Here is a 21,436-nt window from a genome sequence, read left to right on the forward strand (position 1 = left end):
GTCCTGCGCGAGCGAGCACGCGAGTCATGCTGAGTGCCTACCTCTATTCAGAGTACGAGTATCGGCGGCCGGCCGAACTGCAGGGCGGACTCGTGCGCCGGCATCCGCTGGTTGTTGTCGGCGCTGGCCCGGCCGGTCTGGCGCTGGCGATCGACCTGGCGCAGCAGGGGACTCCAGTGCTGCCGCTCGACGACGACAACCGCGTCTCGGTCGGCTGGCGGGGCGTCTGCTACGCCAAACGGGCGCTGCAAGTGCTCGATCGCCTGGGGGTCGGTGATTGCTGCGTCGCCAGGGGCGTCAGCTGGAACGTCGGGCGCACCTTCTTTCGCGAGGAGGAGGTTGATAACTTCACGCTGTTGGCGCAGCCGGACCACAAGCGTCCGGGGATGATCAACCTGCAGCAGCATTACCTCGAAGAGTTTCTCGTCAGGCGCGCCCAGGAGTTGCCCGGCATCGATCTGCGCTGGAAGAACAGGGTCGTCGCGGTGCAGCAGAGGGCGGTGGTCGAGGACGGCAGCGGTGATCAGGACGGCGTCGTCGTGCAGATCGACACGCCGGATGGCCCCTACGCGGTCGCATGCGACTGGCTGATCGTCGCTGACGGCGCACGCAGCAGCATTCGCGCGATGCTGAAGCTCGAGGTCGAGGGCAAAGTGCTCATGGACCGCTTGCTGATCGCCGAGGTGGTGATGAAGGCCGAGTTACCCGCCGAGCGCTGGTTCGGGTTCTACCCGCCTTTTCACCCCGGGCGGGCGGTGTTGCTGCAGGGTCAGGCCGACAACGTCGGGCGGATCGACTTCCAGCCCGGCCGGCAGGCCGGTCCCGAAGAGGAGAAGAAACCCGAGAGGGTCATCCCGAGGATCAGGGCGATGCTGGGCGACGACCGCGTATTCGAGGTCGAATGGGTCAGCGTGTACGCCTCCCAGTGCCGGCGGATGAGCAGTTTCCGACACCGGCAAGTGCTGCTCGACAGCTACGCCGAGGAGCGCGAGCTCGCGGCCGACGAGAACCTGCTGAACTCGACGCGATCGACCGACTTCATCACGCCCAGGAGCAGGATGTCGCTGAGCTTTCGCAACGCCGTGCTGACACTGGCGCGCAAGTACTCCTTCGCCCGTGCGCTGGTCAACTCGGGCCGCCTGTCGGTTCCGGCCTTTCTTTCCGAATCCTCGCTCAACACGCCCGACGCCGATCTCTTTGCTGGCCAGATGCATCCCGGCGCGCCGATCGACGATGCACCGGTCCGTGTCTCCGGTAGCGACGGCTGGTTGCTCGATTCGATTGGCAACCATTTCATGCTGCTGCGCGCGGTCGACGATCCGGCTGCCGTCGAAGCGTCGACCGTGGCGACGCTCTGCGCCCTGACCGACGGTCCGATTCCGCTCGACGTTGCGCTGCTGGCACCCCGGTCAGGCGTGGCGCCGGCCGGCTGGCGCGTCTTCGAGGACTATCGCGGTTGCTACGCCGATCGCTATGACGCCAGGCCGCGCACGGTGGACCTGTGCCGGCCGGGCCAGCACGTCAGCGCCCGCTGGCGCAGTATCGATTGCGATCCGGTCGCGGCGGCGCTGGCGCGCGCCACGTGCACGGTTCTGGAGGAGACGGCGGCATGGCGACACTGATTACCGAAGCGACTTTCGGCGAGCCGGGCAATAGCTACCGGCGCGCTTTTTCCCCCGGTGACGACTTCTACGCCGTGCTGCTCGATGCCCATCGCGAGCTTTCGGACGAGCAGAGTACGCTACTCAATGCGCGCTTGATCCTTCTCATGGCCAATCACATCGGTGACCTCGGTGTGCTGCGCGAAGCCTTGAGGATCGCCGGCGAAGAGTGTTAGCGGGAGTGCGTGGGCCACTCCTGCAGATGCCGCGGTGGTCGTCAGCGGCGATTGCGGCGGTGTCGCGCGCCGGCGCTGGAGCCTGCGCGTGAGTCCGGGCCTGCAGGTGGCGCTGCACGCGGTTCTGGCCGTCTTCGCTTGCGCACTGGGCAGCTTCATCGCGCTGCACCATCCGCTGTGGCCACTGCCGCTGACGGTGACCTTTCTGGCCTGGTCGACGGCGGTCTTCCTGCGTCCGGCGATCTGGCCGCTGGTACTGCCGGCCTTGCTGCCGGTCGCCGGCCTGGCGCCGTGGACCGGCTGGATCGTTGTCGAAGAGTTCGATTTGCTGGCCCTCGGCGCCGCGCTGGGATGCCATGCCCGGCTGGTCCTCCGGCGATCGCCGCCGGCGGGCCGGGCCGTCGCCGGCGTGGTGCCGTGGCGCCAGAGCCGGCCGCGGCGGGCCCGGTGGTTTGCTCTGGCCCGGATCGGGCTCGGCCTGCTGGCGGCGTCCTGGCTGCTGGCCCTGGTGCGTGGCCTGATGGCTGCCAGTGCCGGCGCCGGTCCTGACAGCGTTCCGCCGGGGTGGTTCGCTGCTTACGAAGATCCCTTGAACAGCCTGCGAACGGGCAAGAGCCTGCTGCTGATTCTGTTGCTCCTGCCTTCGCTGCGCAGCCTGCTCGACGGGGCGCCCGAACTGCTGGCGCGACGCCTCGCGGCGGGAGTGGCGACCGGACTGGCGCTGGCGTCGCTGGCGATTCTCGGCGAGCGCGCCGGCTATCCGGGGCTGCTGGATTTCTCGACTGCGTATCGCAGCACGGCGCTGTTCTGGGAGATGCACGTTGGTGGCGCGGCGCTGGATGCCTTTCTCGCCATGGCCGTGCCGTTTGCCGTGCACGCGGTGCTGCGCGCGCCCGGCCCGCTCGCCTGGGTACTCGCCGCAGCGCTGGCGTTGATTGCCGCCTACGCTGGGCTGACCAGTTTTTCGCGCGGCGTCTATCTGAGCGTCGGGTTTTCCTTGACCGTCCTGGCGGGCCTGCTGTGCTCGACTGCAGCGGGGGCTTCGCCGCCGGCTCAGGCGGCCGTTGTCCGGCCGTCGGAGCGCTGGCGGGTGTGGGGTGGCCGGGTGTTGGTGGGGGTGCTGATCTGCGAGCTGGTCGCGGTGCTGGCGCTCGGAGACTTCATGGGCCGTCGCTTGTCGGCCAGTGCGCGCGATCTGGGTGGGCGCCTGCAGCACTGGTCCGAAGGATTGAGCCTGCTGCGCAGTCCGGCGGAGGTCCTGTTCGGCAGGGGACTCGGGCGTTTTCCGGCGAACTACTCGCAGGCGGTGCCCGGGCGCGAGATGCCGGGTCGACTGCGCGTCATCGATCTACCGGGGCAGGCTCAGGGAAGCTACCTGCGCCTCTTCGGTCCGCGCCACAACGAGCACCTGCGCGGCGCCTTCGACCTGCTGCAGCGCGTACCGGCGCTGGCTGAGGGGCCTTACACGGTGGTCCTCGAACTGCGGGCGGCGCGACTGGCCCGGCTGCGTGTCGAGCTGTGCCAGCGGCACCTGCTGTACGCCGTGCCCTGCGGTCGTAGCGGCGTCTTGGTGCACCAGGGCGGCGAGCAATGGCAACAGGTGTCGCTGGGGCTGAGGTCGAACAAGCAGACGGGCGGCTGGTGGCGGCAGGCGGGGCCCGGATTCATCAGCTTGCAGTTCGCCGGACCGGCCGACTACATCGATATCGGCAAGGTCAGCGTGCTCGCCGCCGATGGTCGCGAGCTGCTGCGCAATGCCGCCTTTTCGGACGGGCTGAGGCATTGGTTCTTTGCCGGGCACGACTACTTCGTCCCCTGGCATATCGACAACCTGTTTCTCGAACTGCTGATTGATCAGGGAGCGATCGGGCTGCTGCTGCTGCTCGGCCTGCTGGTTCTGGCCTTTGCCAACCTGCTTGGCGGTCCCGGCCGAGCGCAGACGCTGGCGCCCTACCTGCTGGCCTCGCTGCTGGCTGCTGTGGTGGTTGGTATGGTTTCGAGCCTGCTCGACATGCCGCGGACTGCTTTCCTGTTCTTCTTGCTGCTATGCTTTGCCCTGTTCCTCGACGAGGAGCCCGCCGCGGACCCTCCCCGAACGCCTGTCTGCCCGCCGGAAAAAGCGATTGCAGACCTCTCGCAGAGTAAAATTACGGCATAAGCCATTCGGAGCAATAATACAATAACATGTTTTATCATACGCTTATGACTATTTCTCAAGTTGGTTTCGTTGTCCCGGAGGGGCGCCTGGCGGTTTGCCACAAGGCGTATTGCCCGCTCCCTGTGCATTAGGTCACGGTCTTCATTTCTCTGCACTGATAGCCTTCGTTTCGTGACGTTCGCCGAGTTGTCCTGGTCTCAATCCAGGTTTCCGCAGGCCGGTCATCAACGACAGGTTTTCAGGTTCGCACTTGCAAGGGGTCTATCGTGATCAAGGTGTTCAATCATTGGTTTTATCGGACGACCATAGCCCGGGTGGTGATCGACCTGATGTTCCCGGTGCTCTGTGTGATCCTTGCCGCCATCTGGATTGGGCGCGGAGGTCAGCTCGCCCTTGAGAAAGTGGCTTTCTATGCGGTGATCTTTGCGCTTGCGACGATCGTCTTCAGCGCCTGGCTGGGCATCTATCAACGGGTCCACAGCCGTACCCGGACAGAGACCAGGGCGCGGGCGGTGTTGTCCCTCTACCTGGCAATTCCGCTGGCCTATGCCGTTTTTGCGCTGCTGTCGGTAGCCGAGGTCGATCGAGGTTACCTGCTCCTTTCCGGATTGGCGGCGCTGTTTGCGACGCTGGTTCACCGGGTTCATTCGGCGCACAGCCGCACGGGTTTGCTGCTCAGTCACCGGGTACTGGTTTTTGGTGCCGGCGAGGAGGCGGAGAACGTCGGCCGCGTGCTGCGCAAGTCCGATCCGGAAATCCAGATCGTCGGTTTCTATCCCAGCCCTACCGACCTGGAGATTATCGTTCCGGCACAGGTCCTGCTGCCGCGCGAGATGTCGCTGTCGGACACCGCGCATTCCCTGAAGGTGGATGAAATCATCGTCGCCGTTCGCGAACGCCGCGGTGGTGCGCTGCCCCTGCGTGAACTCCTGGACTGCAAGCTTTCGGGCGTCAAGGTCCTCGATCTGGCCAGCTACTTCGAACGTGCGCTCGGGCAGATCCGGATCGATTCGCTGCGTGTCAGCTGGCTGATTTTCGGCGAGGGGTTTCGGCAGAGCTGGCGGCGAACCAGCATCAAGCGCCTGTTCGATATCGTCGTCGCGGCTTTCTTGCTGCTGCTGGCCATGCCGGTGATGCTGCTGACGGCGATTCTGATCGTTATCGAGGATGGCTTTCCTGTCTTCTACCGGCAGGAGCGGGTTGGCCTCGATGGCCGCTTGTTCAATGTCATCAAGTTTCGCAGCATGCGTAACGATGCAGAAAGCGATGGCCAACCGCGCTGGGCGACGGCCAACGACAGTCGCGTGACGCGGGTCGGGAGGTTCATCCGCAAGCTGCGCATCGACGAGTTGCCGCAGTTGTATAGTGTGCTCACCGGCGATATGAGTCTGGTTGGGCCGCGTCCCGAGCGTCCGTTTTTCGTCGACCAGCTGACCCGCGACGTCCCGTTCTATGCCGTGCGCCACAGCGTCAAGCCGGGGGTGACCGGCTGGGCGCAGGTCAGTTACCACTACGGTTCGACGGTCGACGATTCGATCCAGAAGCTCCAATATGACTTGTTCTATGTCAAGAACCACAGCCTGTTCCTGGATATCGTGATTCTCTTTCAGACGGTCGGCGTCGTCTTGACCGGAAAAGGCGCCCAATGAAGCTTCTGCTGCTGGGCGCGGCGTGTTCGCCGGTGTCGATTCGGGAGGAGCGCTGCCGGTGATGGACAGCAAGATGGCAATCATCTCCACCTGGAGTTACGGCTTGGCTGGCATCCTGGCGGCCTTGCTGGCGCTCTACCTGGCGTCCGGCTGGCGCGCTGGCGGTCGCAGCCGCGCGATGTTCCTGGCGGTTAGCCTGTGTGCGCTGTGGGGCTTGCTCGGAATGACCTTCGCGATCACCGGCCAGGCGATCTTCTTTGCTGGCGGCCTGTTGGCAGATGCGCTGCGCTTCGGCGGCTGGTATCTGTTCCTGCTCGTTCTGATGAAGCCGGAGGCGCCCGAGGGCCAACGTTCTCCGGGCCGCTGCGGTTGGTTGGGCGCGGTCGCGGTGCTGCTGTTCATCGTCGGCTTCGGGTCGCAGCTCCTGGTGGTCTCGGGGATCGATCTGGTGATTGCCTACATGGTGCTGCCATCGCAACGCGTGGCCCTGTTCGCGTCGCTGGCCATGAGCGTCTTCGGCCTGGTGCTGATCGAGCAGTTGTTTCGCAAGGTGTCACCTGATTTTCGCTGGAGCATCAAGCCCCTGTGCCTCGGCCTGGGCGGGACATTTCTGTTCGACCTGTATCTGTACTCCGATGCGCTGTTGTTCAACCGGGTTGACGTGGACGCCTTCAGCATCCGCGGTTTTGCGCATGCGGTTGGCCTGCCGCTGGTTGCCTTGTCGGCGATCCGAAGCCATGACTGGAAGCGCCGGCTGGTGATGTCGCAGCGCGCCGCCGTGCAGTCCGCGACGCTGGTGATCGTTGGTATCTACCTCCTGTTCATGGCTTCGGCGGGCTATTACGTGCGCCTGTTTGGCGGCGAATGGGGGCGTGCTCTGCAACTGGCGCTGCTCTTTGCCGCGATGCTGGTGCTGGTGGCTCTGACCTTCTCGGGTTCGATGCGGGCACGGCTGCGGGTCCAGGTCGGCAAGCACTTCTTCAGCTACCGCTACGACTATCGCGAAGAGTGGCTGCGCTTCACGCAGACGCTTTCCTCGCAGGATGGGTTCTCGGGTATGGGGCGTCATGCTGTGCGCGGCCTCGCCGACATGGTCGAGAGCCCGGGTGGTGCGCTGTGGCTGAAGGATCCCTCGGGTCGTTTCTTTGCCCAGGCGGCGTGCTGGAACATGCCGGTGTCGGTGGCCACCGAGGATCAGGGGAGCCCCTTGTGCAAGTTCCTGGTCGATAGCGGCTGGGTGATCAACCTCGAGGAGTATCGTTCGCTGCCGCGGCGCTACGACGGACTGACGCTGCCTTCCTGGCTGGTCGAGGTGCCGAACGCCTGGCTGGTCGTGCCGTTGACCACCGGCAACGAGTTGATCGCTTTTGTGGTGCTGGCCACGGCGCGCGCCAGGATCGACGTGAATTGGGAGGTAAATGACCTCCTGAAGACCGCTGGCCGTCAGGCAGGCGCCTTTCTCGGGCAGATGCAGGGCAGCGAAGCGTTGCTCGAAGTCCGCAAGTTCGACTCGTTCAACCGGATGTCGGCGTTTGTCGTCCATGACCTGAAGAACATCGTCGCGCAGTTGTCGCTGATGCTCAAGAACGCCGAGCGCCACCGCGACAACCCGGAGTTCCAGAAGGACATGCTGATGACCGTAGAGAACTCCGTCGAGCGGATGCGACAGTTGATGCTGCAACTGCGCGAAGGCGCCACCCCGCTCGACGGCCCGCGCGGGATCGATCTGACTGATGCGGCCCGACGCATCCAGACCGCCAAGTCCGGGCAGGGAAGGGACGTGGAATTGACGATCGAGGAGCGACTTGTTGCCCGTGGGCACGAAGACCGGATCGAACGGGTGATCGGCCACCTGGTGCAGAACGCCCTGGAGGCGACGGAAGAGGGCGGGCGGGTGTGGCTGCGGATCGCCCGGCAGGGGACCAACGCCTTGGTCGAGGTCGGCGACACCGGCCATGGAATGAGTCCCGAATTCGTCCGCGAGCGGCTGTTCAAGCCCTTTCAGACGACCAAGCCGACGGGGATGGGGATCGGCGCCTACGAGAGTTTCCAGTATGTCAATGAGTTGGGGGGCACGCTGTCGGTCGACAGCGCCGTCGATGCCGGGACGCAGGTGAAACTGCTGTTGCCACTGTTTGACGCGGGTTCGGGCATCGACGCCGCTGGCGCTCCGAAGGAGCAGGAATGAGTTCCGAGAAGTTGCCCCACCTGCTGATCGTCGAGGACGATCGGGCGCTGCAGAAACAGATCCGCTGGGCTTTTGACCAGTACGAAGCGTTGACTGCGGAGGATCGCGAGGGCGCGCTGGCACAGGTCCGTCGCCACCTGCCGCCGGTGGTGACGATGGATCTCGGTTTGCCGCCCGATGCCGATTCTGTCTCGGAAGGTTTCAAGCTGCTGGAAGAGATTCTGACGCTGGCGCCCGACACCAAGGTCATCGTCCTTACCGGGCAGAACGACCGGGCCAACGCCTTGCGCGCTGTTTCGCTGGGTGCTTACGACTTCTTCGCCAAGCCCTTCGAGATCGAGATGCTCGGCTTGACAATCCAGCGTGCCTATCGTCTCTATGAGCTGCAACAGGAGAACCGGCGGCTGCAGTCGATGCAGCAGCCCGATGTCCTGTCTGGTTTGCTGACGCGTGACCCGGACTTGCTGCGCGTCTGTCGCACGATCGAAAAAGTTGCGGTCAGCGATGCGACGGTACTGCTGCTCGGTGAGAGCGGTACCGGCAAGGAAGTCCTGGCGCGTGCGGTGCACGAGTCGTCGCCGCGGCGCCGAGAGCGATTCGTGGCCATCAACTGTGCGGCGATCCCCGACAATCTGCTGGAAAGCGAGCTTTTCGGGTACGAGAAGGGCGCTTTCACGGGCGCTGCCCGGACCACGCTGGGGAAGATCGAAACCGCGAACGGCGGCACTTTGATGCTCGACGAGATCGGCGACCTCCCGCACGCCCTGCAAGCCAAGCTGCTGCGCTTTCTGCAGGAACGCGTGATCGAGCGGATCGGCGGACGCAACGAGATACCGGTCAACGTGCGGATCGTCTGCGCGACGCATCAGGACCTGAAATCGCTGATCGCTGATGGGCGCTTCCGTGAGGATTTGTACTATCGACTGGCGGAGATTGTGGTCAATATTCCGCCATTGCGTGCTCGCTCAGGCGATGCCACGCTGCTGGCACACGCCTTCGTCAGGCGTTTCGCGGCAGAACAGAATCGCGGCGCGATGACCATTCGCGAAGATGCCCTGCGGGCGATTGAGGCGCACAACTGGCCGGGCAACGTTCGCGAACTCGAGAATTGCATCAAACGGGCGGTGATCATGGCCGACGGCAATCAGCTCACCGCCGATGACATTGGTCTGGCTGGTGGCGGAGCGCAGGACGCGATGCTGCTGGACCTGCGACACGCTCGTGACGACGCTGAAAGGCGGGTGATCATCACCGCTTTGGCGCGCGCCGACGGGAACGTTGTCAGGGCCGCCGAGTTGATTGGCGTCAGCCGCCCGACCCTGTACGATCTGATGCATCGTTTCGGACTGAAGTAGCCTTTTTCTTGACGGACAATCTTTGCCACTCTGTGGGGATCATCATGAACACTCGTACCTCGATACACATGCTGCGTAAAGCGACGGTCTCAGGTTTGCTCGCCGCGCTGCTGCTGGTTGGCTGTGGCGGAGACAAACCGGAAGCGATGCTGGCATCGGCCAAGGAGTATCTGGCGAAGCATGACCACAAGGCGGCGACCATCCAGTTGAAGAACGCCTTGCAGCAGAAGCCCGATCTGGCAGAGGCGCGCTTTCTGCTCGGCGAGGCGTTGCTCGACGCCGGCGATCCGACTGGCGCCGAAGTTGAATTGCGCAAGGCCCAGAGCTTGAACTACCCGGCCGACCAGGTAACCCCGCTGTTGGCCCGCACCATGCTGGCGCTCGGGCAGGCGAAGAAGGTGACGGACGAATTGGCCAAGTCTGACCTGTCGACACCGGCGGCGGTCGCCGATCTCAAGACGACCGTGGCGCAAGCCTATCTGGCACAGGGCAAGGCCGACCTGGCCGATGCCGCGTATACGGCGGCCCTGGCGGCGCAGGACGGTTACCCGCCGGCGCTGATCGGCCAGGCGGCGGCAAGGGCGAGCCGGGGCGATTTGCCGGGTGCGCTGGCGCTGGTCGACGCGGCCCTTGCGAAATCGCCAGGGCTAAATGACGCCTGGCAGCTCAAGGGCGAGCTGTTGTCGGCACAGGGTGACGCGGCGGCGGCCATGCAGGCCTATCGCAAGGCGCTGGAAATCAAGGCCGACTATCTGCCCGCTTACGCCGCCATGGTCAAGCTCCTGTTGGCCGAGGGCAAGAACGACGAGGCCGCCAGGGAACTGGCCGCGATGCAGAAGATCGCGCCCAACAATCCACAGACCAATTACCTGCGGGCAACGCTTGCCTATCAGCAGAAGGACTATGCGGCGGCCAAGGAAGCCATCCTCCAAGTGCTCAAGGTTGCCCCGGAAAGTCCCCTCGGGCTGCAGTTAGCCGGGCTCATCGAGTACGAATTGAAGGCCTTCCCGCAGGCGGAAGCCTACCTGCTCAAGGCGTTGCCGAAGACACCACCGCTCGGCATGGCTCGCCGTGTGCTGATCGCCAGCTACCTGCGCAACGCGCAGCCGGGCAAGGCGCTGAACATCCTGGAGCCGGTGCTCGACAAGATCGACAAGGATTCGAACATGCTGGCGCTCGCCGGCCAGGTCTTTCTGCAGAATGGCGATGTCGAGAGAGGTGGCAAGTACTTTGCGCGGGCTGCCGCCCTTGATCCGCAGAATATCGGCAAGAAGACCTCGCTGGCCCTGGTCAATCTGGCTACCGGCGATACCGACGTGGCGCTCCGCGACCTTGAGCAGGTGGCGGCAGCCGACCCCGGTAACCGCGCGGATCTGGCTCTGATCGCCGCGCACCTGCAGCGTCGCGAGTTCGACAAGGCGCTGAAGGCGATCGCCGAGCTGGAGAAGAAACAGCCCGACAACCCGTTGACGTTTAACCTGCGCGGGACCGCGCTGCTCGGCAAGAAAGACATCGCCGGGGCACGGAAGAGCTTTGAAAAAGCGCTCTCCTTGAACCCGGTGTACTACCCGGCGACGGCCAATCTGGCCAATCTGGACATTTACGAGAAAAAGCCCGGGGAAGCGAAGAAGCGTTTCGAGGCCTTGCTGGCCAAAGATCCCAAGAACGCGCAGGCCCTGCTGGCGATGGCCCAGCTGAGTGCCAAGGCCGGCGGCACGACCGAAGAAGTGGCCGGCCTGATCAAACAGGCGGTGGCAGCCGACCCTGCCGCGTCGGCTCCGCGCCTGGCTCTGATCGGCCTCTATCTTGGCAAGAAGGACGTCAAGAGCGCGCTTGCGGCGGCGCAGGAAGCCGTCGCCGCGCTGCCGGATCGGCCGGAGATCCTCGATGGTTCGGGGCGTGCTCAGCAGGCTGCCGGCGACTTCAACCAGGCGCTGGCGACCTACGGCAAGCTCGCCGCGCTGCAGCCCGACAGTCCGCTGCCATTCCTGCGCATGGCCGAGATCGAAGTGGCGGCGAAGAACAAGCCAGGCGCGCTGCAGAGTCTGCACAAGGCGCTGAAGGTCAAGCCGGATTCGCTCGAGGCGCAACGCGGGATAATCATGCTCGAACTCGACGCCGGTCGGCTCGACGAGGCGCTGGCGATGGCGCGCGCGGTGCAGAAGCAGAGACCGAAAGAAGCGGTCGGTTACCTCTTCGAGGGTGATACCTATCTTGCGAAGAAGTCCTGGCCTGAGGCCGTGGCGGCGTACCGCGCCGGCCTGAAGGCGGATCCCGGGAGCGGCGAACTGGCGATCAAGCTGTATGGCGCGTTGCTCGGCAGTGGCAGCCCGGCCGACGCCGAAAGGTTCGGTGAGACCTGGCAGAAGGATCATCCCAAGGATGCGCGTTTCCGCCTGTATCTGGCCGAAGTGGCGACCGCGCGCAAGGACTATGCCGGCGCTGCCAAGCGCTATCGCGCCTTGCTCGAGGCGCAGCCGAACGACCCGGCCGTACTTAACAATCTGGCGTGGGTGGCCGGACAGCTCAAGGATCCGAAGGCCATCGAATACGCCGAGAAGGCGAACAAACTGGCGCCGAATCAACCGGCGCTGATGGATACCCTCGGCGTGCTGCTGGTCGATAAGGGCGATAGCGCGCGCGGGCTGGAGCTACTCAAGAAGGCTCTCGAACTTGCTCCGCAGGCCACGCAGATTCGCTTCAATTACGCCAAGGCGCTGATCAAGGCCGGCCAGAAGGCCGAGGCCAGGAAGGAGTTGGATCAACTCGTGAAGCTCGGCGACCAGTTCCCGGCACAGGCCGAAGTCGCGGAACTGCTCAAGGCGCTGTAGACGCGGTTGCGATTGACGGTGATTTGATTTGTATGGAGAGGATGAAGAGTTCATGACTATTGTTGCGGTAGTGGGTCTGGGATACGTTGGCTTGCCACTGGCGGTCGAGTTTGGCAAGCGGCGCCGGACCATCGGTTTCGACCTGTCGGCGAGCAAGGTTGCGCATTATCGGCAGTATGTCGATCCCACCGGCGAGGTCAGCAGCGCCGACCTCCAGGCCGCCGTTCACCTTGAGGTCGGTACCGATCCGGCGGCGTTGGCGGAGGCCGATTTCCTGATTGTCGCCGTGCCGACGCCCGTCGACCAGGCGCATCAGCCGGATTTCGGTCCCCTGATCGGTTCCTCGGAAGCCGTCGGCCGGAACCTCAAGCGCGGCGCGACGGTCGTTTTCGAGTCGACGGTCTACCCGGGCGCCACCGAAGAGGTCTGTATTCCGATCATCGAGAAGCATTCCGGCATGAAGTGGAAGAAGGACTTCTTTGTCGGCTATTCGCCCGAGCGGATCAACCCCGGCGACAAGGAGCGGACGCTGACCAAGATCGTCAAGGTGATATCCGGCGATACCCCGGAGACACTCGCGCGGGTCCGCCAGGTCTATGAGGAGGTGATCACCGCTGGCGTTTATCCGGCGTCGAGCATCAAGGTCGCCGAGGCCGCCAAGGTCATCGAGAACACCCAGCGCGATCTGAATATCGCCCTGATGAACGAGTTGGCGATCATCTTCGATCGCATCGGCATCGACACCGTCGAGGTGCTGGAGGCGGCCGGCAGCAAATGGAACTTCCTTCCTTTCCGGCCTGGGCTGGTCGGTGGCCACTGTATCGGGGTAGACCCCTATTACCTGACCCACAAGGCCGAGATGCTGGGATATCACCCGCAGGTGATCAACGCCGGACGACGGATCAACGACGGGATGGGCAAATTCATTGCCGAGCAGACCGTCAAGCACATGATTCGCAATGGCTGGCAGGTCAAGGGTGCGCCGATCATCGTCCTCGGTCTGACCTTCAAGGAAGACTGCCCCGACCTGCGTAACTCGCACGTCATCGACGTGATCCGCGAGCTGGAGTCGTACGGGGCGCAGGTGCTGGTCCACGAGCCGGTCGCCGATGCCGCTGAAGCACGGCACGAGTACGGGGTCGAACTGGTCACGTGGGAGCAGTTGCCGCCGGCGGCGGCCATTGTTGCGGCGGTGGCGCATCGTGAATTCAAGCAGCGGCCGCTGGCCGATTACCTCGGCAAGCTGCAGCGGGGCGGCGTCCTGGCCGACGTCAAGAGCATGTTCAACGCCGCCGAGCTGACGGCGCAAGGTGTCACCCTGTGGCGGCTCTGAGTTCCCCGGATAGCGATTCGCCGAGCGCCGGCGCGGTGCTCGGCGAACGCCTGCGGGCGCAGCCGGCACGCTGGCTGGTGACCGGTAGTGCCGGATTCATTGGCTCGCATCTGGTGCAGACGCTGCTCGGCCACGGCCAGACCGTGGTCGGTCTGGACAACTTCGCGACCGGTCATCGTCGCAACGTCGACGAAGTGCAGTCACTGGTGACCCCCGGGCAGTGGTTGCGTCATCGCTTCGTCGAGGCCGATATCCGGGACCTCGATGCCTGCCGCGAAGCGTGCCGCGAGATCGATTTCGTTTTGCATCAGGCGGCGCTGGGTTCGGTGCCGCGCTCGCTGGCTAACCCCGTGGCGACCAACAGCACCAACGTCGATGGCTTTCTCAACATGCTGGTGGCAGCCCGGGACGCCGGTGTCAGGCGCTTCGTCTATGCCGCATCGAGTTCGACCTACGGCGATCATCAGGCGCTGCCCAAGGTCGAAGAGCGCATCGGTCGGCCGCTATCACCCTACGCCGTGAGCAAGCTGGTCAACGAACTCTACGCCGATGTTTTTGCGCGCTGTTACGAATTCCCGTCAATCGGTCTGCGTTACTTCAACGTCTTCGGTCCGCGACAGGATCCGGATGGCGCCTACGCGGCGGTGATTCCGCGCTGGACGCGGGCGATGCTGCTTGGCGAGGAGGTGACGATCAACGGCGACGGCGAGAGCAGCCGTGATTTCTGCTACATTGACAATGCCGTGCAGGCCAACCTCCTGGCGGCAACCAGCGACGAACCGGCGGCCGTCAACCAGGTCTATAACGTCGCCGTCGATGGCCGCACGGCGCTCAATCGCCTTTTCGAGATCCTGCGCGACGCCTTGGCGGAATTTCGCCCCGAAGTGGGCGATGTGCGAGCGGTGCACGGGGAATTCCGCGTCGGCGATGTGCGTCATTCGCAGGCGGACATCGGCAAGGCCAGGCGTTTGCTCGGCTATCGGCCGAGCCACCGGCTCGAAGAGGGCGTTCGGGCGGCGATGCCCTGGTACCTGTCACGTTTTGCCGTTGCCGACGAGGTCAGCTGATGAAAGCCGCCTGTTTGCGTTGTCCGCTGCGGCTCCGCCGTGGGGCGCTGGTTTTTTGCGGATTGCTGAGTCTCGGCAGTTCGTCGCTCGCCGCGCATGCCGCCGTCGACGGCTCCGGTGACCGGGACAACGAGCGTCGCCTCGCGATTCGCAAGGAGGCGCTGAGCTACGAGCATGGCGAAGGCGTGCCCAGGGATCCGCTTCGGGCGGCCAGCCTGTACTGCGATGGCGCCCGTCTGGGCGACGCCGAGGCACAGTTCAATCTGGGCTGGATGTACGCCAATGGTCGCGGCGTCGACCGTGATGACTCGCGGGCAGCTTACTTTTTCAGCCTGGCCGCCAAACAGGGGCACCCGCAATCGCAGAAGATGCAACGCTTCGTCGGCGAACCGGGGCCGGAGGTGCCCGAGTGCATGCGCCCGCCGGTGCTGGCCGACGATGGCCGCGATGTGCTGGTGGCCGGCAGCGAAGCGCAGAAGGTGGTCTTTGGCCTGGTCAATCAGTTGGCGCCCCAATATGGCGTCAGCCCACGCCTGGCGCTGGCGGTCATCCGGGCGGAATCCAACTTCAATCCGCAGGCCCTGTCGAACAAGAACGCGCAGGGGCTGATGCAGCTCATTCCGGATACCTCGGCGCGCTTCAACGTCACCAAGCCCTTTGATCCGGAGCAGAACCTGCGTGGCGGGCTCGCTTATTTGCGCTGGCTGCTGGCCTATTTCGAGGGCGACGTCAGCCTGGTCGCGGCGGCCTACAACGCCGGCGAAGGCGCGGTCAATCGTTACCGTGGCGTGCCACCCTACGCCGAGACGCGCGGCTACGTGAAGCGGATCATGAGTCTTTTCAAGCGTGACGACCATCCGTACGACGCCAGCGTGACCACGCCTTCCCCCGAACTGCCGAGGATTCGCTTGACCAAAGGCAGCTAGGGCGGGCAAGCTGCGACAGGGTCGGCGGCCAGCGGGTGGTGCTCTTGGCCGCGCCGGCCAGTTCCGGGGCGCCGCAAGAAAGCCGCCCCGGCGGTGCCGCTTTCCCGCGCCTCCGCACGCATTTCGCAGGCCTTGGATGACCTTCGAAGGAACAACATGGAACTGTGGCATTTGATCTCGCCCGCGTCGACCGAAGCGCCGGGAAGTCGTCGTGACGACTCCCGGAAGGTGCGGCCGGCGGCGCCGATGGCGAGCGCGCCGGGCTTGTGGCGGGCTGCCGCGCTGCTCGTCCTGCTGGTTTTCGTCAGGCCCGCGGTTGCTGATTTGCCCGAGGTGATCGAGCAGGTGAAGCCTTCGGTGGTGGTCGTCGGTACCTATCAGCGGACGCGCAGCCCGCAGTTCATGATGCGTGGAACCGGCTTCGTGGTCGGCGACGGCCGTCATGTGGCGACCAATCTTCACGTGCTTCCGGACAAGACCAACGATACGGCGGGCGAAGTGCTGGTGATTCTGGCGCTTCTGCCGGGTTCAAGCCCGCAGCAACGCGCGGCCAGATCGGTCGCGGTCGACAAGACGCATGACCTGGCGCTGCTGCAGGTCGATGGGCCGGCCTTGCCGGCGCTTGCCCTGCATCACCCGGGGCAGGTGCGCGAGGGGCAGTCGGTCGCGTTTACCGGCTTCCCGATCGGCGCCGTGTTGGGCCTGTCGCCGGTGACGCACCGCGGCATCATCTCGGCGGTGACGCCGATTGTCCTGCCCGGGGCAAACGCGCGGCAGCTTGATCCCAGGGTGATTCAGCGCTTGCGCAGCGGCAGCTTCGACATCTACCAGCTCGACGCGACGGCGTACCCTGGCAACAGCGGTGGTCCGCTGTACGAAGTCGGCCGCGGCGAGGTGGTCGGAATCATCAACATGGTATTCGTCAAGGAAACCAAGGAAGCCATTCTGAGCAAGCCCTCGGGAATCAGCTTCGCCATTCCGGTACAGTTCCTGCGCGAGTTGATGCGGGAAGCGAACCAATAGTCGACCGGCCGCCGCACCGACCGTGGCCGCATCTGTTAGCATGCGCGCTGCTTCCGACGAACCGCGCATGAACGCCTTGCTTGCCGAAGTCTTTTCTGCCGCAGGCCCGCTGGCCGCCAGCATTTCCGGCTATCGCCTGCGGACTCAGCAGCTCGAACTTGCCGAACTGATCGCTGCGGCGATGGCCGACAATCGGGTGCTGGTCGCCGAAGCGGGGACCGGGACCGGGAAGACCTATGCCTATCTGGTGCCGGCGCTGCTTTCCGGTGGCAAGGTGATCGTCTCGACCGGCACCAGGAACCTCCAGGATCAGCTCTTCTCGCGCGACATTCCGACCGTCCGCAAGGCGCTCAAGGCGCCGGTCAAGGTGGCGCTGCTCAAGGGCCGCGCCAACTACCTGTGCCACTACCACCTCGAGCGGGCGCTGGCTGACGGCCGTTTCCTGTCACGCGACGATGCGGCGTACGCGCAGCGCATCGCGCGCTTTGCCAAACGCACCAGCAGCGGCGACAAGGCCGAGTGCGCCGATGTGCCGGAGAACGCGCCGGTCTGGGCTCTGGTCACCTCGACGCGCGACAACTGTCTTGGCCAGGACTGCCCGAAGCACAAGGAGTGTTTCATTCTTGCGGCCCGTCGCGAGGCGCTGGCTGCCGATCTGGTGGTGGTCAACCACCACCTGTTTTTCGCCGACGTGATGCTGCGCGACGAGGGTACGGCTGAGTTGCTGCCGGCCTGCAACACGGTGATCTTCGACGAAGCCCATCAGTTGCCGGAAGTCGCCAGCGTGTTCTTCGGCGAAAGCGTGTCGACCGCGCAGCTCGTCGAACTGGTCCGCGATACGCAGATCGCCGGCCTGGCGGCGGCGCGCGACTGCCTGGACCTTCCCGGCCTGTGCGGCGTGCTCGAGAAAGCGCTGCGCGACCTGCGACTGACGCTGCCGGTCGATCCCGCGCGTTTCGCGCTGTTACAACTCGAAGGGCGTGCGGGCTTCGAGAGCGCGGTCGCCGCGGTGGTCAGCGAACTTGCTGCGCTGGCCGCATTGCTCGAATCGCAGGCGCAGCGTTCCGAAGGACTGGAGAGCTGTTGGCGGCGTGCCGGTGAATTGCTGGAGCGCTTGCGTAGCTGGCAGAGCGGTGCCAATGCCGACTTTGTCCGCTGGGGAGAAACGCATACACACTCGCTGCAGCTCAACGCCACGCCGCTGGTGATTGGCGAGATCATGCACAAGCAGATGACCGGTCATCCGCGGGCCTGGATCTTCACTTCGGCGACGCTCGCCGTGCAGAACGATTTTTCGCACTACTGCGCCGAAATGGGCCTCGGCGATGCCAGCACGGCGCGTTGGGAGAGCCCCTTCGACTACCCGCGACAAGCTTTGCTCTACGCGCCGAGGAACTTGCCGGACCCGAACAGCCTGGCCTATGTAGAGGCCGTCGTCAAGGCTGCCTTGCCCTTGCTCAGGGCCAGTGGCGGGCGGGCCTTCCTGTTGTGCACCTCGCTGCGTGCGATGCGCCGCGCGCACGAGCTGCTCGCCGAGCAACTCGCCGCGGCCGGGCTGGATCTGCCTTTGCTGCTGCAGGGCGAGCGCAGCAAGAACGAACTGCTCGAGCGCTTCCGGCGACTCGGCAACGCCATCCTGATCGGCAGCCAGAGCTTCTGGGAAGGCGTCGACGTTCGTGGCGAAGCGCTGTCACTGGTGGTGATCGACAAGCTGCCTTTTGCGTCTCCAGACGATCCGGTGCTTGCGGCGCGCATCGAGCGCCTGAGGAGCGAGGGTCGCAATGCCTTCATGGAGTACCAGTTGCCGCGCACGGTGATCAACGTCAAGCAGGGTGCAGGGCGCCTGATTCGTGACGAAAACGACCGCGGCGTCCTGATGATCTGCGACCCGCGGCTGCTCAGCAAGCCCTACGGAAAGCGGATCTGGCGCAGCTTGCCGCCGATGAAGAGGACCCGCGACCTCGACGAAGCGCTGGCTTTCTTCGCCCGGCGCACGGCCGCGGAGGGCTGATGGACGTGCCTCTTCCCGCGCCTCTTGCCGATCTGCTGCCGGCGAACTGCGGTGCTGCGGCCGCCTGGCTCAATCGCGGCTGTGCGTGCGTTTCGGTCGATCACCAATCGTTGAAGCAGGCCCTTGAGGAAGGCCAGGGAACGCTCTCGCACGGCGAGCTGCTGGCGACGCGCCCGCACCTCTTTTCGGACAGCGTCGTCTTCGTCAGCGAAGCGCATCTGCGGCGCATGGAACAGATCATTGCGGCGCTTGAGCAGGTGCTACTCATGCCCGCCTATCGTCAGCGGGTGCTGGCCCATGCGCCGCCGATCGCCCGGCATGCACCGGCCGCCGCCGGCGTTTTCCTCGGCTACGACTTCCATCTCGGTCCGGACGGCCCGCAGCTGATCGAGATCAATTCGAATGCCGGCGGGGCGCTGCTGAATTCGCGGCTGTTGCGTGCCCAGCGCGCCTGCTGCGCGCCGGTGGCCCGGATGCTGCCGGCGCCGAGTCCGCTTGAAGCCACCTTGGTGGCCATGTTCCGCGAGGAGTGGCGTCTGGCCCGCGGTGACTCGCCGAGTCGGCCGCTGGCGCGCATCGCGATCGTCGATACGCAACCGACCGCGCAGTACCTGGCGCCCGAGTTCGAACTGTTCCGGCAGCTGTTCGAGGCCAACGGTATCGCGGCGATGGTCGCCGACCCGGCTGAACTCTCGTTTGCTGACGGGCGGCTGTGGTGTCGCGGCCAGGTGGTCGACCTGGTCTACAACCGGCTGACCGATTTCGCCCTCGCCGAAGCGCAGCATGCCGCGCTGCGCGACGCGTATCTGGCCGACGCGGTGGTCCTGACGCCGCACCCGCAGATGCACGCACTGTACGCCGACAAGCGCAATCTGGCCGTCCTCGGCGATCAACAGTGGCTGCGGCAGATTGGCGTTGGCGCACAGCAGCGGCAGTTGCTGGCGAGCAGCATTCCGCATACCGAGGAAGTCGTTCCGGCCACCGCCGATGCCTTCTGGAGCAGTCGAAGGCAGTGGTTCTTCAAGCCGGCGGCGGGTTTTGGCAGCAAGGCGGCGTACCGCGGCGACAAGCTGACCCGGCGCGTTTTCGCCGACATCGCGCGCGGTGGCTATATCGCGCAGGCACTGGTGAAGCCGTCGGAGCGGCGGCTGCGGGTTGACGGCGTGGTGCAGGATTTCAAGCTGGATCTCCGCAACTACGTCTATCGGGGTGCCGTGCAGCTCGTTTCCGCTCGCCTCTACCGCGGCCAGACAACCAATTTCCGGACCCCCGGAGGCGGCTTCGCGGCCGTCCTGCCGGTGGCCTGTCAAAGTCCGTCGGGAAGCTGCAGATGAGGGTCTTCGGTATTGCCGGCTACTCCGGATCGGGCAAGACGACCTTGCTGGAAAAGCTGTTGCCGTTGCTCACCGCGCGCGGCTTGCGGGTCTCGGTGATTAAGCACACGCATCACAATTTCGATATCGATCGTCCCGGCAAGGACTCCTTCCGGCACCGCCAGGCGGGCGCCAGCCAGGTCTTGCTGGCCAGCAGTTCGCGCTGGGTGCTGATGAGCGAACTGCGCGGCGCCGAGGAGCCGTCGCTGGCCGAACACGTCGCTCGTTTCGCGCCCTGCGACCTGGTGCTGATCGAGGGCTTCAAGGGCGAAGCGATCCCGACGCTGGAGGTGTTTCGACCGGCTAATGGCAAGTCGCCCCTTTGGCCAGATCATCACCAGATCGTCGCCGTGGCTTCCGACCAGCCGCTGCCGGGGACGCTCCCCGGACACCTTGCCGCGCTCGACCTGAACGATGCAGCGGCGATCGCCGGCTTTATCCTTGGTACTGTGCAAGCTGGAGGAGAGACGCATGCTGTCCTTTGAACTGGCGCTGGCACGTTTGCTGGCCGGCGCTCCGGCACTTGCCGAACGATGTTTCCTGCCGACCCTGGAGGCCGTCGGGCGGGTGCTGGCCGAGGCGCAGCCCTCTGCGCTCGACGCGCCACCGCTAGACAACTCGGCGATGGACGGTTACGCGGTTGCCGTCGCCGATGTCCGCAGCTTGCCGACGAGGCTGCCGGTCGCCCAGCGCATTCCGGCTGGTAGCGTCGGCAGCCGGCTGCAGCCGGGAACCGCCGCCAGGATCTTCACCGGCGCGCCGATCCCGGATGGCGCCGACGCGGTGGTGATGCAGGAACTTTGTCAGATGCTCGGCGATGAGGTGGTGATCGACCACCTGCCGCAGGCGGGCGATCATATCCGGCGAGCCGGCAGCGACATTGCCGCCGGCAGCGAGATTCTCGGCGCCGGGCAGCGCCTGCGACCCCAGGATAGCGCGCTGGCGGCGTCGGTCGGAATCGCCCGGCTGCCGGTCTTTCGCCGCCTGCGGGTGGCGGTGTTGTTCACGGGTGACGAACTGCGCATGCCCGGTGAGCCGCTGCCGGCCGGGGCGATCTACAACGCCAACCGGTTCCTGCTGACTGGTCTGCTCGAACAGCTGGGCTGCGAAGTGCGCGACCACGGACACGTCGCCGACGATCTGACGGCGACCCGGCAGGCGTTGCGCGAAGCAGCGCAGGACAACGACCTGATTCTGACCTCGGGCGGCGTTTCGGTTGGCGAGGAGGATCATGTCAGGGCGGCCGTGGAAGCCGAAGGCCGGCTGGAGATGTGGCAAATCGCCATCAAGCCGGGCAAACCGCTGGCGTTCGGCTGCGTCGCCGCGAGCGGCCGCGAAGTGGCGTTCATCGGTCTGCCGGGCAACCCGGTGTCGAGCTTCGTCACCTTCGTGATGCTGGTACGTCCATTTCTGCTGAAGATGCAGGGCGCATCGCGGACGGCACCGGCGAGTTACTTCCTGCGTGCCGATTTCGACTGGTTGCGGCCCGACGCGCGGCGCGAGTTCCTGCGGGCCAGGAGCAACGGCGACGGCGGCGTGGACCTGTTTCCGCAGCAGGGTTCGGGTGTCCTGACTTCGGCGGTGTGGGGCGACGGGCTGATCGACAATCCGCCGCAGCAGCCCATCCGGCGTGGCGAGATGGTTTGTTTTGTGCCTTTTTCGGAGTTGCTGGCTTGAGCGATGGG

General features: G+C 65.0%; 15 protein-coding genes. All 15 read left to right on the forward strand.

Features of this window, described 5'->3' with window-relative positions:
- Positions 1-26: 26 nt before the first annotated feature.
- The 15 genes from Q1L50_RS11575 (at position 27) to glp (ending at position 21,428) form a co-directional block, all read left to right on the forward strand.
- Entirely contained in the window at positions 27-1,622 is a 1,596-nt protein-coding gene (locus Q1L50_RS11575; RefSeq protein WP_300338815.1) for an FAD-dependent monooxygenase, read from the forward strand.
- Positions 1,610-1,837, forward strand: a complete 228-nt coding sequence (locus Q1L50_RS11580; RefSeq protein WP_300338818.1) for a DUF2783 domain-containing protein — start codon at positions 1,610-1,612, stop codon at positions 1,835-1,837. Before Q1L50_RS11575 ends, Q1L50_RS11580 begins: the two co-directional genes overlap by 13 nt.
- Positions 1,838-1,925: 88 nt before the next feature.
- Complete coding sequence (locus tag Q1L50_RS11585; RefSeq protein WP_300338820.1) at positions 1,926-3,995, forward strand: hypothetical protein; 2,070 nt, start codon at positions 1,926-1,928, stop codon at positions 3,993-3,995.
- Between the two features lie 266 nt (positions 3,996-4,261).
- Positions 4,262-5,644 carry a TIGR03013 family XrtA/PEP-CTERM system glycosyltransferase gene (locus Q1L50_RS11590; RefSeq protein ID WP_300338822.1) on the forward strand — a complete coding sequence of 461 codons (1,383 nt, stop codon included), beginning with the start codon at positions 4,262-4,264 and terminating at the stop codon, positions 5,642-5,644.
- A gap of 73 nt (positions 5,645-5,717) precedes the next feature.
- Positions 5,718-7,832: an XrtA/PEP-CTERM system histidine kinase PrsK gene (prsK, locus tag Q1L50_RS11595; protein WP_300338825.1), complete on the forward strand. Its 2,115-nt coding sequence runs from the start codon at positions 5,718-5,720 to the stop codon at positions 7,830-7,832.
- Positions 7,829-9,187 (forward strand): PEP-CTERM-box response regulator transcription factor, encoded by a 1,359-nt coding sequence (gene prsR / locus Q1L50_RS11600; RefSeq protein WP_300338827.1) that lies wholly within the window; start codon positions 7,829-7,831, stop codon positions 9,185-9,187. The genes prsK and prsR overlap by 4 nt, the downstream gene beginning before the upstream one ends.
- A gap of 44 nt (positions 9,188-9,231) precedes the next feature.
- Positions 9,232-12,018 (forward strand): XrtA/PEP-CTERM system TPR-repeat protein PrsT, encoded by a 2,787-nt coding sequence (gene prsT / locus Q1L50_RS11605; RefSeq protein WP_300338850.1) that lies wholly within the window; start codon positions 9,232-9,234, stop codon positions 12,016-12,018.
- Positions 12,019-12,070: 52 nt separating this feature from the next.
- A complete protein-coding gene (locus tag Q1L50_RS11610) occupies positions 12,071-13,351 on the forward strand; it encodes a nucleotide sugar dehydrogenase (RefSeq protein ID WP_300338853.1) in 1,281 nt (426 codons plus the stop codon).
- A gap of 35 nt (positions 13,352-13,386) precedes the next feature.
- Positions 13,387-14,418, forward strand: coding sequence for an SDR family oxidoreductase (locus tag Q1L50_RS11615; protein ID WP_300338913.1), 1,032 nt, complete (start codon positions 13,387-13,389; stop codon positions 14,416-14,418).
- Complete coding sequence (locus Q1L50_RS11620) at positions 14,418-15,344, forward strand: transglycosylase SLT domain-containing protein (RefSeq protein WP_300338856.1); 927 nt, start codon at positions 14,418-14,420, stop codon at positions 15,342-15,344. Before Q1L50_RS11615 ends, Q1L50_RS11620 begins: the two co-directional genes overlap by 1 nt.
- A gap of 156 nt (positions 15,345-15,500) precedes the next feature.
- A complete protein-coding gene (locus tag Q1L50_RS11625; protein WP_300338858.1) occupies positions 15,501-16,367 on the forward strand; it encodes a serine protease in 867 nt (288 codons plus the stop codon).
- A 67-nt stretch (positions 16,368-16,434) separates the two neighbouring features.
- Complete coding sequence (locus tag Q1L50_RS11630; RefSeq protein ID WP_300338861.1) at positions 16,435-18,378, forward strand: ATP-dependent DNA helicase; 1,944 nt, start codon at positions 16,435-16,437, stop codon at positions 18,376-18,378.
- Entirely contained in the window at positions 18,378-19,712 is a 1,335-nt protein-coding gene (locus Q1L50_RS11635; RefSeq protein ID WP_300338864.1) for a hypothetical protein, read from the forward strand. Before Q1L50_RS11630 ends, Q1L50_RS11635 begins: the two co-directional genes overlap by 1 nt.
- Positions 19,709-20,236 (forward strand): molybdopterin-guanine dinucleotide biosynthesis protein B, encoded by a 528-nt coding sequence (mobB, locus tag Q1L50_RS11640; RefSeq protein WP_300338867.1) that lies wholly within the window; start codon positions 19,709-19,711, stop codon positions 20,234-20,236. Before Q1L50_RS11635 ends, mobB begins: the two co-directional genes overlap by 4 nt.
- The gene (glp, locus tag Q1L50_RS11645; RefSeq protein ID WP_300338870.1) at positions 20,223-21,428 is read left to right on the forward strand and encodes a gephyrin-like molybdotransferase Glp; all 1,206 of its coding nucleotides are present in this window, start codon (positions 20,223-20,225) and stop codon (positions 21,426-21,428) included. Before mobB ends, glp begins: the two co-directional genes overlap by 14 nt.
- The last annotated feature ends 8 nt before the right edge of the window (positions 21,429-21,436 follow it).

The organism is Accumulibacter sp., from assembly GCF_029255145.1.
Lineage (GTDB): Bacteria > Pseudomonadota > Gammaproteobacteria > Burkholderiales > Rhodocyclaceae > Accumulibacter.

What these genes read in the sequence shown, in the direction of transcription:
- Q1L50_RS11575 (WP_300338815.1), top strand. Translation starts at nt 27, where the DNA reads ATGCTGAGTGCCTACCTCTATTCAGAGTACGAGTATCGGCGGCCGGCC.
- Q1L50_RS11580 (WP_300338818.1), top strand. Translation starts at nt 1,610, where the DNA reads ATGGCGACACTGATTACCGAAGCGACTTTCGGCGAGCCGGGCAATAGC.
- prsK (WP_300338825.1), top strand. Translation starts at nt 5,718, where the DNA reads ATGGCAATCATCTCCACCTGGAGTTACGGCTTGGCTGGCATCCTGGCG.
- prsR (WP_300338827.1), top strand. Translation starts at nt 7,829, where the DNA reads ATGAGTTCCGAGAAGTTGCCCCACCTGCTGATCGTCGAGGACGATCGG.
- prsT (WP_300338850.1), top strand. Translation starts at nt 9,232, where the DNA reads ATGAACACTCGTACCTCGATACACATGCTGCGTAAAGCGACGGTCTCA.
- Q1L50_RS11610 (WP_300338853.1), top strand. Translation starts at nt 12,071, where the DNA reads ATGACTATTGTTGCGGTAGTGGGTCTGGGATACGTTGGCTTGCCACTG.
- Q1L50_RS11620 (WP_300338856.1), top strand. Translation starts at nt 14,418, where the DNA reads ATGAAAGCCGCCTGTTTGCGTTGTCCGCTGCGGCTCCGCCGTGGGGCG.
- Q1L50_RS11625 (WP_300338858.1), top strand. Translation starts at nt 15,501, where the DNA reads ATGGAACTGTGGCATTTGATCTCGCCCGCGTCGACCGAAGCGCCGGGA.
- Q1L50_RS11630 (WP_300338861.1), top strand. Translation starts at nt 16,435, where the DNA reads ATGAACGCCTTGCTTGCCGAAGTCTTTTCTGCCGCAGGCCCGCTGGCC.
- Q1L50_RS11635 (WP_300338864.1), top strand. Translation starts at nt 18,378, where the DNA reads ATGGACGTGCCTCTTCCCGCGCCTCTTGCCGATCTGCTGCCGGCGAAC.
- mobB (WP_300338867.1), top strand. Translation starts at nt 19,709, where the DNA reads ATGAGGGTCTTCGGTATTGCCGGCTACTCCGGATCGGGCAAGACGACC.
- glp (WP_300338870.1), top strand. Translation starts at nt 20,223, where the DNA reads ATGCTGTCCTTTGAACTGGCGCTGGCACGTTTGCTGGCCGGCGCTCCG.